At 70.4% G+C, this 14,610-nt stretch carries 15 protein-coding genes; 11 read left to right on the forward strand and 4 right to left on the reverse strand.

The genetic code is table 11. The features are described 5' to 3' along the window. Position 1: 1 nt before the first annotated feature. The 4 genes from IG98_RS0137170 (at position 2) to IG98_RS53850 (ending at position 3,247) form a co-directional block, all read left to right on the forward strand. Positions 2 to 751, forward strand: a complete 750-nt coding sequence (locus tag IG98_RS0137170; protein ID WP_030923551.1) for a glutamine amidotransferase — start codon at positions 2 to 4, stop codon at positions 749 to 751. Between the two features lies 1 nt (position 752). Continuing rightward, on the forward strand, positions 753 to 1,685 hold the full coding sequence (locus tag IG98_RS0137175) for a nucleoside hydrolase (RefSeq protein WP_030923555.1): 933 nt from the start codon (positions 753 to 755) through the stop codon (positions 1,683 to 1,685). A gap of 278 nt (positions 1,686 to 1,963) precedes the next feature. Further along, a complete protein-coding gene (locus IG98_RS0137180) occupies positions 1,964 to 2,863 on the forward strand; it encodes a hypothetical protein (RefSeq protein WP_030923557.1) in 900 nt (299 codons plus the stop codon). A gap of 180 nt (positions 2,864 to 3,043) precedes the next feature. Next, entirely contained in the window at positions 3,044 to 3,247 is a 204-nt protein-coding gene (locus IG98_RS53850) for a substrate-binding domain-containing protein (RefSeq protein ID WP_030923560.1), read from the forward strand. 110 nt (positions 3,248 to 3,357) lie between these two features. On the opposite strand, the gene IG98_RS0137195 is transcribed toward IG98_RS53850, so the two are convergent. Continuing rightward, the gene (locus tag IG98_RS0137195; RefSeq protein WP_030923563.1) at positions 3,358 to 4,335 is read right to left on the reverse strand and encodes an MBL fold metallo-hydrolase; all 978 of its coding nucleotides are present in this window, start codon (positions 4,333 to 4,335) and stop codon (positions 3,358 to 3,360) included. Between the two features lie 216 nt (positions 4,336 to 4,551). Then, positions 4,552 to 5,448, reverse strand: a complete 897-nt coding sequence (locus IG98_RS0137200; protein WP_030923566.1) for a serine hydrolase — start codon at positions 5,446 to 5,448, stop codon at positions 4,552 to 4,554. A 149-nt stretch (positions 5,449 to 5,597) separates the two neighbouring features. Here IG98_RS0137200 and IG98_RS0137205 point away from each other — a divergent pair, with 149 nt between their 5' ends. From IG98_RS0137205 to IG98_RS0137215, 4 genes are all read left to right on the forward strand, one after another. Then, complete coding sequence (locus IG98_RS0137205) at positions 5,598 to 6,626, forward strand: LysR family transcriptional regulator (RefSeq protein ID WP_030923568.1); 1,029 nt, start codon at positions 5,598 to 5,600, stop codon at positions 6,624 to 6,626. 434 nt (positions 6,627 to 7,060) lie between these two features. Continuing rightward, complete coding sequence (locus IG98_RS53855; RefSeq protein WP_084195927.1) at positions 7,061 to 7,273, forward strand: DUF5999 family protein; 213 nt, start codon at positions 7,061 to 7,063, stop codon at positions 7,271 to 7,273. Then, positions 7,270 to 7,413, forward strand: coding sequence for a hypothetical protein (locus IG98_RS51340; RefSeq protein ID WP_157594737.1), 144 nt, complete (start codon positions 7,270 to 7,272; stop codon positions 7,411 to 7,413). The genes IG98_RS53855 and IG98_RS51340 overlap by 4 nt, the downstream gene beginning before the upstream one ends. A 173-nt stretch (positions 7,414 to 7,586) precedes the next feature. Further along, positions 7,587 to 8,285, forward strand: a complete 699-nt coding sequence (locus IG98_RS0137215; protein WP_030923571.1) for a DsbA family oxidoreductase — start codon at positions 7,587 to 7,589, stop codon at positions 8,283 to 8,285. A gap of 25 nt (positions 8,286 to 8,310) precedes the next feature. On the opposite strand, the gene IG98_RS0137220 is transcribed toward IG98_RS0137215, so the two are convergent. Then, on the reverse strand, positions 8,311 to 8,952 hold the full coding sequence (locus tag IG98_RS0137220) for a thymidine kinase (RefSeq protein ID WP_037972317.1): 642 nt from the start codon (positions 8,950 to 8,952) through the stop codon (positions 8,311 to 8,313). A gap of 142 nt (positions 8,953 to 9,094) precedes the next feature. Then, positions 9,095 to 9,733 carry an SRPBCC family protein gene (locus tag IG98_RS0137225; protein ID WP_030923578.1) on the reverse strand — a complete coding sequence of 213 codons (639 nt, stop codon included), beginning with the start codon at positions 9,731 to 9,733 and terminating at the stop codon, positions 9,095 to 9,097. 301 nt (positions 9,734 to 10,034) lie between these two features. On the opposite strand from IG98_RS0137225, the gene IG98_RS0137230 reads away from it, so the two are divergent. The 3 genes from IG98_RS0137230 (at position 10,035) to IG98_RS0137240 (ending at position 14,596) form a co-directional block, all read left to right on the forward strand. Further along, positions 10,035 to 10,478, forward strand: a complete 444-nt coding sequence (locus IG98_RS0137230; RefSeq protein ID WP_030923581.1) for a hypothetical protein — start codon at positions 10,035 to 10,037, stop codon at positions 10,476 to 10,478. Positions 10,479 to 10,689: 211 nt separating this feature from the next. Further along, on the forward strand, positions 10,690 to 12,774 hold the full coding sequence (locus IG98_RS0137235; RefSeq protein ID WP_030923585.1) for a hydantoinase/oxoprolinase family protein: 2,085 nt from the start codon (positions 10,690 to 10,692) through the stop codon (positions 12,772 to 12,774). Further along, positions 12,767 to 14,596, forward strand: a complete 1,830-nt coding sequence (locus tag IG98_RS0137240) for a hydantoinase B/oxoprolinase family protein (RefSeq protein ID WP_030923588.1) — start codon at positions 12,767 to 12,769, stop codon at positions 14,594 to 14,596. The genes IG98_RS0137235 and IG98_RS0137240 overlap by 8 nt, the downstream gene beginning before the upstream one ends. Positions 14,597 to 14,610: the final 14 nt, after the last annotated feature.

A 14,610-nucleotide genomic window follows, 5' to 3' on the forward strand; every position in this document is an offset into this window, starting at 1 on the left:
TATGACCCGCGTGCTGGTCGCCGGCGAGTCGTGGATGAGTGTGTCGACCCACTACAAGGGGTTCGACGCGTTCACCACGACGACCTACCACACCGGCTTCGAGCCGCTGCGCGACGTACTGGTGGCAGACGGCATCGAGGTCGACCATCTACCCGCGCACGACGTGCCCAAGCTGTTCCCCGGGACGTTCGAGGAGCTGGCGGCCTACGACGTCGTCGTGCTCTCCGACATCGGCGCCAACAGCATCCTGCTGCACCCCGATACCTGGCTGCACAGTAGGAAGTCGGCGAACCGGCTCGACCTGCTGGCGAGCTGGGTGGAGCAGGGCGGCGGCCTGGCGATGGCCGGTGGCTATCTCAGCTTCCAGGGCATCGAGGCGAAGGCGGCCTTCCGCGGCACCCCCGTGGAGCGGGTGCTCCCCGCCCGGATCTCTCCCTACGACGACCGGGTGGAGGCCCCGCAGGGTCTTCCGGGCGTCGTCGTCGATCCTGCCCATCCCATCGTGGACGGGCTGCCCTCCGACTGGCCCGACCTGCTCGGCTACAACCGCTTCGAGGTCCCCGAGGACGCCCGGCTGCTCGCCACCGTCGGCGCCGACCCGCTGCTCGCCGTACGGCAGGCGGGGGCGGGCCGCACTCTCGCCTGGGCCTCCGACATCGCCCCGCACTGGTGTCCCGAGGAGTTCGTCACCTGGGACGGTTACCGCACCCTCTTCACCCGGGCCGTGCGCTGGCTGGCGAAGGAGATCTGACATGCCGATCCCGGTGATTCTCGACTGTGATCCGGGGCACGACGACGCCCTGGCCATCCTGCTGGCGGTAGCCGACCCGGCGATCGACCTGCGCGCGGTCGCCACCGTCGCCGGCAACCAGACCGTGGCGAAGACCGCCCTCAACGCGCGGCGGATGCTCAGCCTGGCGGGGGTGACCGGGGTGCCGGTCGCGGCCGGTTGCGACCGGCCGCTCGCCGGCCCGCTGGAGATCGGCGACTACGTGCACGGGGAGAGCGGGCTGGACGGCCCGGCCTTCGGCGAGCCCGACGTGCCCCTCGATCCGCGACACGGTGTCGAGCTCATCCACGACACGCTCGCCGCCGCCGACGAACCGGTGACGGTCGTGGCCATCGGGCCGCTGACCAACATCGCCACGCTGCTGCGCCGCCATCCCGGCGACCGCGACCGGATCCGCGAGATCGTGATCATGGGTGGCTCCACCGAGCGCGGCAACCACACGCCCTACGCCGAGTTCAACATCTACGCCGACCCAGAGGCCGCGGCGGAGGTGCTCGGCAGCGGCATCCCGACCACCTGGGTGGGGCTCAACGTCAGCCACCAGGCGCTCGTCACCACGGACGTGCTCGACCGCATAGCCGCGCTCGGCACCCCGCTGGCCCGTGTCTGCGTGGAACTTCTCACCTTCTTCGGCTCCAGTTACCACCAGACCTGGGGATTCGAGGCGCCCCCGCTGCACGATCCGATCACCGTCGCCTACCTGATCGATCCCGCGGTCCTCACGCATGTCCGGGTGGGTCTGCGGGTCGAGCTGGACGGTGAGCACACCCGGGGCGCCACCGTGGCCGACCTGCACGGCCGGATGGACTGGGAGCCCAACGCGAACGTCGGAACCGTACTCGACCGGGACCGGTTCTGGGACATCATGATCGGTGCGATCGACACCCTCGGCTGACGCTCGGACACCGGCCGGGGGCCGCCGCGCGGTCTTCGGCCGCCCGCGTGACACGTGGGCGGCCGAAGAGCGATGTGGTTCCCCGGCGGGCCGGTGCGCGACCTGATCATGCTGGCCGGGGTGCTCGGGGCGGTGGCGCAGACCGATATCGAACGGATGCCCTTCTTCGCCCCGCTCGGCCACATTGGCGTACCTCGCCGCGTCACCGCAGGACGACGGCACGGCGGTAGCACCCGGGGACGCTCGCGCCTAAGGATCTCCCGGCGTACCGTGTCGGTATGCGTGAGGGACGTGCGGAGGACGCGAGGACCGAGGCCCGACGACTGATCCGTGACCTACTGGGCGAGGAGCGGCCGGATGCCGCCCTGCTGCTGGGCGAAGCGGAAGCGGCGCTGGGCGCCGACCGTGTCGCGCGTTCCGTCGAACTCGCCCGAGGCGCCCCCCTCACCCGCAGATCCACCGAACTCGCCGCGCTGGCCGGCCTGCTGGTCGGAACCCGCGAGCTCGGCGAGCGGTGGTGGCGGCGCGAGCGCGGCGCCAAGCTGCCCGCGCCGGACGAGGTGCTCTGGAGTTCCACCGCGATCGAACCGTGGACCGACCTGACGGTTCTGGAGATGCTCGCCGCCTGGATCGCGGACGACGCGGCGGACGAGACCTGGGGCCGCCCCGTCGCCGTCACCGACCTCAACTCCTGGCAGGCCGAGGACCGGGTCGAACTGCCACCCGACGCGCGCCCCGGCCAGCGGATCGTGGTCTCCTTCGACGCGGGCGGCCGCCTCGACGCGCTGGTCCTGCGCCGGGCGGACGACGAGCTCGGTTCCAACCTCGACTTCGACTCCCTGCGCTACTCCCGTCCCGTCGAGGCCCAGTGGAGCTGGGGCGTCGCCGCGGGGCTGGGCCCGCACCGGCTGGACGAGCACCCCGACCCGTACGGGCAGCCGGTCGACACCGAGGCAGCCGGGATCCTGCACACCTGGGCGCTGCGCCAGGGCGCCTCCGCGGAACAGGCGGGTGCGGTCTGGCGCAACAGGGGCGACGTCATCGCCGCCATCGAGCGGATCGACTGGATGTGGCGCAGCGGCGAGTGGTTCGCCTGGTGGCGCGGGGTCTCGGCCCTGGTCGACGGCGAGCCGGAGCAACTGGCCGCCCGGCTGGAGGAGATCGCCGACGCCTCCTAGGCGACCGCCGGCGGTGTGGAGATCAGGTCAGCGGCAGCCACACGCGCATGCTCGCGGAGCCCCGGTTGCCATGGCGCAGCCCGACCTCGACGCGGTGTTCTGCGGTAGTGACCAGATCGCCGCGGGCTTCATGGAGACGGCCAGGGAGCGCGCGGCCGGCGCCTGCCCGCGGACATCGCGGTGATCGGCTACGACAACTGGGAGGTGCTGTCGGCCGAGACCCGCCCGCTGCTCACCAGCGTCGACCCGAACCTGGAACGGCTGGGGCACACGGCCGCGCAACACCTGTTCGCCGCCATCGACGGGAAGGTCGCCCCCGGCATCCACACCATGCCCTGCCGGCTGGTGATCCGCGACTCCACCGCACCACCCGGCCCTTCCTGAAAAGGAACCGGGCCGTCCGGACCTCGGCTCGAACGGCGGGCGGAGGACCTTCCGGCGGCCCGCGCGGTGGCCCCCGTGGCTCCGCGCGGTGTTCCAGTCCGGTGCGGGCGTCAGACGAACGTGTGCGGCGTCAGGTAGTCCGGGATCACCACCTTGGTCTTGGGGCTGACCTCGCGTACCGTCGCGACGAACTCCGCGAGGCTTTTCCTCGACTTCTCGTCGGCCTGCGGCGGGTTTCTCAGTGCCACCTCGAAGTCGTCCCAGTGCACCGGGACGACCACGCGGGGGTTGTCCAGCGCCCGCAGGAGACGCGGCACGTAGTCGTAGGTGGAGGACGACGAGGTGGTGGGAATCATCGCGATGTCCGGGGCGAGACCGGCGAGGTTGCGCCCGACGAAGTCGCTGCCGCCCATGAAGAACACGGACGGGCCGCCCTTGACGGTCACCTGGAACGCCAGGGTGTCCCCCTCGGGCAACTCGGAGATGTTCCTCGGCCTCCTCTTCGGCCTGCTCGCCAGCTCTCCGGGAAAAAGCATGGAGTAGTTGGCGTTGCGACTGTGCAGCGACTCCACCACCTCGACGACGTAGTCGCCGAAGTCCAGCACCTCCCCGCCCTTCACCGGGCTGAGCAGGCCGTCCTTCACGCCGAACGCCAACGCCAGGTTGCAGGTCGTGGTGGTGCCGACCACCCGGGCCCCGGTCGATGTGGCGATGTGCGGGACGTCGTTGAAGTGGTCCCAGTGCGAGTGCGTCACCAGGACCGTCTTCGGGGTGCCCACGTGCCTGCGGATCGTCGTGGTGTCGACGGTCAGCGGGGTGACGGGATTGAAGGCCCCCGAGGACAGACCGGTGTCGAACCGCGTCACGTACGGGTCGACGAGGAACGTCGAGGAGCCCACGTCCACCCGCCAGCCCGAGTTGCCGAGCCAGCGGAACGTGGCCTTGGCCCCGCGGTTCGTGCCGCCTGGCAGCGGCGTCGCAGGGGCGGTCTCGGCGCCGGCCGAGGACAGCAGGAGCCCGGCCATCGGTGCCAGCACCGCACCCGCCGTCGCGGTCCGCAGGAAATCTCTTCTGTCGAATCTGGACACATCTCTCCCTGGGTGTGTGAACCGGCGGCCGCCCCCCAGGCGGCTCGATGGGACCCAACCATCGCCCGGCCGTTCACGTCCAAGATCTGCGGTCGCCGTCTCCCATAGGTGAACGCGTATCAGAGCAGCTCACCGAGGTCGGCGGTGCAGCAGAGACGGAAACCGGGGGATCAGGACTTCGCGGCTGCGGGGGTTCTCATGCCCGGGGAGCGGGACTCACCCGTGGCCGGGACCGGTGCGCAGCGCGTCGACGGCGACCCGGGCGGCCTGGCCGATCGCCAGGTCGACGTCGATGCGCCGGGTCGCGTGCAGTTGTTCGGTCCTGGCGAACACCGCCACCGCGTACCTCCCGCCGCGGGGATACTCGACGACCCCCACCTCCATGTGCAGGCCGGGCAGCGTCCCGGTCTTGGCGGCCACCCGCACCTCCGGGGGGAAGCCCGAGGCGATCCGCGTCCAGGAGATCTGCCGTGCCATGTAGTCGCGCACCGCCGCGCACGCCTGCGGCGGTCCCGCCTCGTCGCGCCAGATCAGCCCGAGCAGCCGGGTCATCTCACGCGCGGTGCTCGAGGTCGTGTGACCGGGGTCGAAGACCCGCAGCGCCCAGACCCGCTCGGCGGGCAGGGTCGGGAAGATCCGCGCGAACTCGGCGTCGTCCCGCGCGCCCACATCCGCGAGCATCGACTCCAGCACCTGCCTGGGCCCGCCGATCACCCGGGTGCGTACCAGCCCCAGCTCCGCGGCCAGCATCTGGACGGTGTCCAGGCCCACCCTGCGCATCAGCAGATCGGCGGCGGTGTTGTCGCTGACGGACATGGCGAAGTGGGCCAGGTCGCGGAGTGACATCTCCATGTCGTCCGCGCATCCGGCGGTCCCCCAGCCGCCGAGCCTGTCCTCGGCCGTCACCAGCACGCGCTCGGCCGGGTCGAGCTGGCCGGCCGCGGCCTGGCGGGCGAACTCCAGGACCAGCAGCACCTTGAAGATCGAGGCGATCACCACCTGCTCGTCGGCGCGTACTCCGACCTCACGCCCCCCGGTGATGTCCAGCGCGTGCAGATGACCGTCCAGGCCGGCCGCCGCGAAGATCTCCGCTATCCGTTCCTCTGTCGACACACCCGCAACGCTATCCAGACCCGCCGGCGGCCCGTGACGTGTGGCGGGCCGGATGCCCCACCGCCTCCGTGGCTGCGAGGCTCGGTTCTGCACGCCCAGGGAGATCTCGGGCGTGAAGGCGCGCGCGGAGGATCGCCTATCGTGGCGCCGTGGACCTTTCCCGGCATCTGCGGCATTTCCTCGTCGTCGCCGAAGAGCTGCACTTCGGCCACGCCGCGGAGGTGCTCGGCATCGCCCAGCCGCCGCTCAGCCAGTCGATCCAGCGACTGGAGCGCGAGCTCGGCGCCGAGCTGTTCGACCGCTCGCGTCGCCAGATCGAGCTCACGGCGGCGGGCCGGCTTCTCGTCGGGGAGGCCAGGCGGTTCCTCGCGGGAGAGGAGCGCCTGCGGGCGATGATGCGGCGGGCCGGTGAAGGCGAGCTGGGAACCCTTCGCGTCGGGGTACCCCCGGAGATCCCGGCCGTGACGCTCCACGCCCTGCTGCGGCGCGTCACCGAGGACACCCCGGGGCTGCACCTGGAGCTCCATGAGCTCACAGTCCCGGAACAGCTCCGCCGTCTGGCCTCCGCCCAGCTCGACGCGGGCCTCGTACACCACCCCGTCGACACCCCCGGTCTGCTGTACGGCCCCGTCGTGAGGATCCCGCTGGGCGTGGTGCTGCCACGTAACTCCCCTCTGGCCTCCCCCTCGGCGCCGGCACGGCCAGAACCACAACCGGAGCCGCGGCGGCGGTCAGGGGCGCGGCCGTGGGAGATCGAGCTGGCCGACCTCGCCGGGCACGATCTCGTCGTCTTTCCCCGCGAGACCTCCCCGGCCTGGTACGACCACCTGCTCGACGTCTGCCGCACCAAAGGTTTCTCCCCGGTGCGGCTCAGGCACGCGCGCAACCCGGAGTTCCTGCTGGGGCTGGTGCTGGCGGGCCACGGGGTGGCGTTCGAGCAGGAGGCGATGGCGCGCAGGGAACCACGGGTGATCTGGCGCCCCCTGGCCGGAGATCCTCTCCAGCGGGGGATCTGTGTCGCCTGGCCGGAACGGTCGGCCCACCCGGCGGCCACCCGCTTCGCCGTGCTGGCCGCTGAGATCCTCGCCCAGCAGGGCACCGCCGGAACACCGTCGCCGGCCCTCGGGGTGGCACCGTCGCCCGAGCCCCGCCCCTGGTCCGTCGTCTACGCTCCTTGACGTCCTCCCGGCGCTGATCGCAGCCGGCCACCATCCTGCGGTCGCGGTCGGCCGGTTCTGCCTGCTGCGAAGGGGACCTGGCATCGCAAAGAATGCTCTACCAGGACAAGGCCTCGTCTCTATCGACGGCCGACGGGCTCGGGTGTAGACAAAGATTAATTAACACCAAAAAGATGACAAATTAAAACCTTGTCTGCTCAGGGAACGCCGGTAGGAGATCCCGCGTCATGTGCGGGGCATCGGACAGATGGACGCGGTGACGCCGGCGGGGTCACCCACCAGAACCCGGTCGCGTTGGAACGAACGAAGTGCCGACGCGGATGCGAAGGCGAGATTCCGTGAAACCGGTGCGAGGCCGGCCGGGAAGGTCGTCCGCGCCGTCTCCCTCTGAGCCGGGAGTCCTTCCCACGGCCAATCAAGATCGGAGCAAGACAGTGTGCCAGCACATACCCCCCTGTCCGTCCGCGGACGCTTTTGACCATGAGGCGGCGCGTCTCATGGTGTCTCACCCAGAGCAGGGGTGGGGGCTGCTCTGCAATGGCGTGGTGGTCTTCGAGGACACCGGGGAACTTATGCCCGACGGACGTAGCATTCCTGCTCATCGCGACATTCCCGCCCATCACAGTCACTGCGTTGGGGCGGCATGAGAGCGTTCGCCGCCCCAGCCTCCCCCGTGGCCGCCGAGGAGTCCTCTCACCGGGATACGGCGCCCCGGCGGCTCTTCTCCGTCCCGATGCCCAGGGCGTGGCGGCCGACCGGCGACCGGTTGCCCGAGAAGGTCGGCTGACGATGCGCCGGATCCACTTCCGCAGGCGGTCGCGCTCCGCTGCCCGACTCACCCTGGACCTGCGGACTCCGGCGGGCAGGCGACTGCCGTACTGACCGCTCCCTCACCGGGTGCCGCGTGGCCGCGGGCGACACCGCGGAATGAGCGACCCTCCACACTGGTTGCAGCGGTACGTGAAGGTTGAAATCTACTCAGACATCGTCTGTCCCTGGTGCTACATCGGCCACGCCCGCTTCGCCCGCGCTGTCGAGCGCTACCGGGCCAAGGGCGGGGAGGTGGAGGTGGAGTTCAGGCCGTTCCAGCTCATGCCGGACGCGAAGTCCAACGGCGAGCTCACGCTCACCTGGGCCGCGAAGAAGTTCGGCGGGGCCGAGCAGGCCGCGCAGATGTTCGGGAGAGTGGGCGGGGTCGCCGCGGAGGACGGGCTGGTGCTGGACTTCGACCACGCGATCCAGGCCAACACCTTCGACGCGCACCGCCTCATCCGGCTCGCCGCAGAGCAGGGCAAGGGGGAGGAGGCGCTGTACGCGCTCTTCCGGGCTCACTTCACCGACGGTCTCGACGTCGGCTCGCGCGAGGTGCTCGCCAGGCTGGCCGGCGAGCTCGGCGTACGGGCGGACCTCGACGGCGCGGACGGCGCGGCGGCGGTGCGGGAGGAACTGGCCCAGGCGCGCGCCATCGGCGTCAGCTCGGTGCCGCTCTTCCTGTTCGAGGGCCAGTTCGCCGTCTCCGGCGCCCAGCCCGAGGACACCCTGCTCGCCGCCCTGGAAGAGGTCGCCGAGCGCACCGGGCAGTCACCGGCCGCCAAGGCGGTCAGGGCCGCCCGATCCGGCGAGGACGCCTGCGACGACGAGGGTTACTGCGCCGTGTGACGACGCCGGGCCCGCGAGGTGAAGGTCAGCCGGGAAGACCGGGGAGGCCGAGCTCGCCGGAGCGGTGGTGGCGGCGGCACAGGACCTGGTAGCGGATCGGAGCGGCGCCGGTGTCGCCGATGACCACCTGCTCGCCGGTACGGGTCATGTTGCCGCCGACCACCCGGGCGTTCAGGCGCCCGGGGCGCCCGCACCAGCACAGCACCTCGACCTGGAGGCGGTTGATCTCGTCGGCCAGTTCGAAGAGCCGCTGGGCGGCGGGGAACATCCGCGAGCGGAAGTCCGAGGCCAGGCCGAAGGCGTAGACGTCGATGCCGTAGTCGTCGGTGAGGTCGGCGAGCTGCTCGATCTGGGTGACCGTGTAGAAGCACGCCTCGTCGCAGATGACGTAGTCGATGGGCTGGTGTGCGCGGACCAGGGCCACCAGATCCAGGTCGTCGTCGACCTCTACGGCCTCGCTGCCCAGGCCGATCCGGCTGGTGACCTGCCCGCTGCCCGAGCGGTCGTGTTTGGTGAGCACCAGACCGCGCCTGCCCTGGCGGCCGTGGTTGTAGTTCATCTGCAGGGCCAGTGTGGACTTGCCGCAGTCCATCGGGCCGAAGTAGAAGCGCAGCACCCCGTCCCGGGAGACGGCGGGAACAGCGGAGAGGGCAGACGTTTCGGTCACGGGGCGCCAGCTTAGTACTTCTGACGTGGTCGGCGATCTCCACCCCTGATGACCGGTTTGTCGTTTTCATTGGTCGTGCGATCCCCGCGGTGCCTGGGAGTCGACGGGGCTCGCCCAGCGGGTGAGCCCCGTCGGCCGGGGGTCAGAGCAGACCGCTCTCGATCGCCGCCTTGAGGCCGGCCTGCGTCGCCTGGTGAGAGGAGACACCGTTGGTCACGGTGAAGTCGATGAGCAGGATGCTCGCCTCGAAGGTGAGGTGTTCGGTGACCCGCGTCCGCCCGTCGCCCAGGTCGGTGAAGACGATCTTCTGGTGCGTGACGACGTTCGGCAGCGTCCAGCTGTCGGTCTCGTAGTAGAGGTCGTCGCGGTGGATGCGCTGCTGCGCGTGCGTGTTGCTGGTGACCGGTAGCCCGGCGACCGGGATCTCCTCGACCGCGGTGAAGTTGACGTAGCGCGTTCCTGGCTCGTTCCAGTCCGCGTGCGTGACCACCCGCTTCAGGAACGAGTGCATGCCCAGATGGTTGTTGACATTGGAGTAGGCGTCGAACACGTGCTCCACCGGGGCGTTGATCTCGATGGAGACATCACGCTTGACCTGCTTCCTTCCCGTTATCGGCAGGGGGGCGGTCAGGCACTCGTAGAACCTGTAGGTGTCCCAGGCGATCTGCCACTGGGCGGCGAGCAGGGGGTCGGTGTCGGCGCGGGCGGGGGTCGAGAAGGCGGTGAGGAGGAGGGCGGCGGCGGACAGCGGGGCCACGAGGAGCCGGAAGAGCTTTGTCACGGATACCTCAGGAGAAGAGGGGGAGGTGATGAAAGTCTTCTACCGCATCCGATCATGGTTTCCGCGTTCCGAACGCAGATCGTGATCTTCATGTTTTGTAACGGTCCATCGTTGGACATCCGCCTGAAAGGTTGTGGTCTGCAAGCGAGGGTGAACGACGGGAGGTATGAGGGGTTTGGAGAGAAGATGTGCTGGTAGGAGTGGGTAGTCTCCGGCTGGCGTAGCCTGACTGGGCTTGACTTGGCTTGACCGTGAAAAGCGTGGGAGATTCCCTTTGGCATATCGGAAAGTGGGAGAACCAGTGACGACCACCAACAAGACCGCTCCACCCCTCGGCAAGAGCCCGGCCACCCTGACCTCCGGCCCCTCCGCGGAGACCGCGGAGATACCGGTGGCGCTCGCCGCGATGATGAGCGAGGACGAGGCCGTCGCCGCCCAGGCCGAGGCGGCTCGCTGGCGGTACGGGTTCTACGTCGTCATCGTGGGGCTCGTGGTCATCCTGATCGGCTTCGCGGTGATCACGTTGCGCGGGGGCGACACGACCGCGCCGTTCGCCGGGCTCGTCGGCGTCTCGGGCGCGATCATCGGCGCCTACTTCGGCGTGCAGATCGGCCAGTCCGGCAAGGACAGGGTCGAGGCCGAGCTGCGCCGCACGAACGAGATCGCCATCCGCCTCGCCGCCAAGGTCCACGCGCACGACGCCGACTCGGTGATCAACACCACCATGGGTCCCCGGCGCCGCTAGTCTCCAGCGAGGCCGGCCTCCGGACATCCTCCGGCAGGGCCGGCCTTTCGCGTCTCCGTGGCCGTCTCCGCGGCCGGGTCCGGCTCCTGCGGCCCCGGACGTCCACCGGTGCTCACCCCTCCGCTCCCGCCAACACTGCCCAAGGATCGGGCGTAGCTTCGGCAGGGTCCGCCGATTTGCGGATTCGCCGGGACTGGGTAGACACGGGGGCATGCGCAGCGTCCGTATCGGGGTCGACACCGGGGGCACGTTCACAGACGTGGTCGCGGTGGACGAGCAGACCGGTGAGATCATCACGACCAAGACTCCCTCCACCCCCGCCAACCCCGCCGACGGGTTCATGGAGGGGGTACGGAAGGTCCTCAGAAAGGCGGCCGGGGCCGAGGAGGTGACCCTGGAGGCCGTGTCGGCGGTGGTGCACGGCACCACGGTCGCCACCAACCAGCTCCTTGAGGACCGTATCGCCGACCTGGGCTTCGTCACCACCGAGGGCTTCGAGTTCATCCTGGAGATCGCCCGCCAGAGCGTGCCCGACGGCTACGGCAACTCCTACTTCTGGGTGAAGCCGCCCCGCATCGTCCCGGTGCACCGGGTCAGGACCGTCGGCGGGCGCCTGGACCATACCGGGGCCGAGGTGCGGCCGTTCGACGAGGAGCAGGCCGTCGAGGCGGCCCGGTGGTTCCGCGACCGAGGCATCACCGCGATCGGCGTCTGCTTCCTGCACTCGTACGCCAATCCCGCCCACGAGGTGCGCATGCGGGAGGTGCTGGAACGTGAGCATCCGGATGCCGTCGTCTCGATCTCGTGCGACGTGCTGCGCGAGTACCGCGAGTACGAGCGCTCGGTCACCACGCTGGTCGACGCCGCGGTCAAACCGACGATGCGCCGCTACATCGCCAACCTGGCCGAACGTCTGGAGGAAGGCGCCTCGGGGACGGGAGAGGGCCTGCCGTTCTCCGTCATGAAGAGCAACGGCGGGGTGCTCTCCGCGGCCGAGGTGGTGCACCAGCCGATCACCACGGTGCTCTCCGGACCGGCCGCGGGCGCGCTCGGCGCCGCGCTGATCGCCGCCACCGCCGGACACCCCTCGGTGATCACCCTGGACGGCGGCGGCACCTCGACCGACGTCGCGGTGGTCGTCGACGGGGAGCCGTCGCTGACCACCGAGGGCAGCATCGGCCGTTACCCCTGCAAGATCCCGATGATCGACATCGTGACCGTCGGCGCGGGCGGCGGCTCCATCGCGTGGATCTCCCCGGAGGGCACGCTGAAGGTCGGGCCCAAGTCCGCGGGGGCCGACCCGGGACCGCTCTGCTACGGCCGGGGCGGCACCGAGGTCACCGTCACCGACGCGCACGTCTTCCTCGGCCGGGTTCCGGCGCACCTGCTCGGCGGGGAGATCCCGCTCGACGCCGACGCCGCCCGGCAGGGGATCGAGGCGCTCGCGGGCAAGATCGGCCTGACTCCCGAACGGACCGCGGCGGGTATCCTGGAGATCAGCGCGTTCAACCAGTCGAACGCCATCCGCCAGATCACCGTCAAGCGCGGCCTGGACGTGCGCGACTTCCCCATGGTCGCCTTCGGCGGCTCGGGACCGCTACTGGTCTGCCGGCTCATCGACATCCTCGGCCTGCCCTCGGTGATCGTCCCGCCCGAGCCCGGCAACGTCTCGGCGTTCGGGCTGCTCACCGTGGACGTCAAGAACGACTACGTGCGCACCTTCGTCACCCGCGACCTCTCGCTCGCGGCCGCCGCGGAGATCTTCGGTGAGCTGGAGGGACAGGCGGCCTCGGCCCTGGACCGCGAGGGCTTCGCGGCAGAGGCGCACGTCTACGCGCGCAGCGCCGACCTGCGCTACTTTGGCCAGGCCTACGAGGTCAGGGTGATGGCCCCGGCCGGCCCGCTGGACGAGGCGTGGCGGGCCGAGGTGCTGGACCGTTTCCACACCGAGCACCACAAGCTCTACGGGTACGGCTACCGCGAGGACCCCCGGCACGGCGTCGAGTGGGTCAACCTCCGGGTCTCCGGCATCGGCCCGATCACCCGCCCCGCCATCGAACGTCGGCCGCGCGGTACGAGCCGGCCCGAGCCGGTCGCCTTCCGCGAGGTCTGTTACGACGAGTGGGGCGGCACCCCGATCCACCGCCGCGCCGACCTGGCGGCCGGAGCGGAGATCAGCGGTCCCGCGGTCATCGAGGAGTACGGCTCCACGCTGCCGGTCCACCCCGGCTTCACCGCGACCATGGACGAGTTCGGAAACCTGGAGGTGCGCCGTGGAGCGAACGCGAATGGCTGACCCGGTGCTGGTGGAGATCGTGGAGGGGACGCTCGCGTCCGTGGAGATGGAGGTCGAGACGGCCATCGCCCGTACCGCCCGCTCGCCCATGATCCGCGACGCGCACGACTTTCGCGCGGGCATCCACGACGTACGGCTGCGCAAGCTGACCGGCAGGTCCTACTCGGCGCTGGTCCAGCCGATCGTCAGGGACTTCCCGATCGCCGAGATGAAGCCCGGCGACGTGTTCTTCCACAACGACGTCTACCTGTCCGAGGGGGGTATCGGGCACCTGCCCGACCTGTGCGTGACGGTCCCGGTCTTCCACGGCGGGGAGGTCGTCGCCTTCGTGCAGGCGTTCGGCCACCACGACGACATCGGCGGGGGCGTGCCCGGCTCCATGCCGAGCAACGCGCGCAGCGTGTTCGAGGAGGGGCTGATGGTCCCGCCGATCAAGCTGTGGGACGAGGGCGTGCCCAACCGGGCGGCGCTCACCATCATGACCCGCAACTCGCGGATGCCCGACTCGCTGGCCGGGGACCTGGACGCCGAGTGTTCGGCCTGCCTGATGGGCGCGCGGCGGCTGGGCGAGCTGTTCGACCGGTACGGGCGCGAGGCGGTCGAGGCGTGCTTCGACGCGATCATCTCCAACACCACCGAGACGTTCCGCAGGGAACTGCTGGCCAAGATCCCCGAGGGCACCCACGTGTGGGAGGACTACGCCGAGCACGACGGCGTGGACGCCCCCCGGCTGCACACCCAGCGGATGACCCTCACCGTCGACCACTCCGCGCCGGTGCCGCTGGTGATCGACTTCACCGGCACCTCACCGCAGGCCAAGGGGCCGATCAACCACGCGGGCGACTACGCCGACGGGGTGTTCCTGAAGAAGTGGCTGGCGCCGATCCTGCGCAACCTGGCCGACACCCCCGAGCGGATGGCCGAGCTGGACGTCAACGAGGGCGTCGTGCCCCTCATCGAGATGCGGTTCCCCCAGAAGGGCACCCTGCTCACCCCGATCTTCCCGGCCCCCACCAACGCCCGCACGTTCGTGATCCTGCGGCTGCTGGGCGTGCTGGCCGGGGTGCTGGCCAAGGCGACCGGCGGCCGGATGCCCGCCGACCAGGAGACCATCCGCTACACCGGCGTCTACGGCGACGGCCTCGACGGCACCCCCTACCTGATGCGCGAGGTCCTCGGCGGCGGCTCGGGCGGCCGGTGGTACGCGGACGGGGAGGACACCATCCACGTGGTGCCCGACTCGCGCAACATCCCGGTCGAGTTCGCCGAGTCCCGCTGGCCCTTCCGGGTCGAGCGGCTCGGCCTGGCCCGCGACTCCGGCGGCCCCGGCCTCTACCGGGGCGGTCTCGGCTACGACAAGCATCTGCGGATGCTCCGCGACGCCTCGTTCATGTCCATCGCCGACCGCTCGATCCTGTCGTGCTGGGGGGTGAACGGCGGCCGGGCCGGAAAACCCTTCGTCGTGGAGATCGACGGGAGGGAGATGGAGGGCCTGGTGGACGACTCGCCGGTCCGCGCGGGCGAGATCATCCGGGTCCGCACCACCGGCGGTGGCGGCTGGGGTTCTCCGCTGGACCGCGATCCCGCCCTGGTGGCCGCCGACGTCCGCGACGGCAAGGTCTCGGCCGACGGTGCCCGTGACGACTACGGGGTCATCCTCTCCGGTCCCCTCGACGACCTCCGGGTGGACACCGAGGCCACCGGGACCCTCCGGGCGAAGCTCCGTGCCCTCATCCCGGCGGACGCGCCCTTCTTCGATCGAGGTCCGGGCTTCCCGTCCCTGTCCGGTGGTCTGCCGTACGCGGAGCTGGACCTTATGTAGTGAAAAATCACCTT

It is taken from the genome of Streptosporangium amethystogenes (genome assembly GCF_000721075.1).
GTDB lineage: Bacteria > Actinomycetota > Actinomycetes > Streptosporangiales > Streptosporangiaceae > Streptosporangium > Streptosporangium amethystogenes.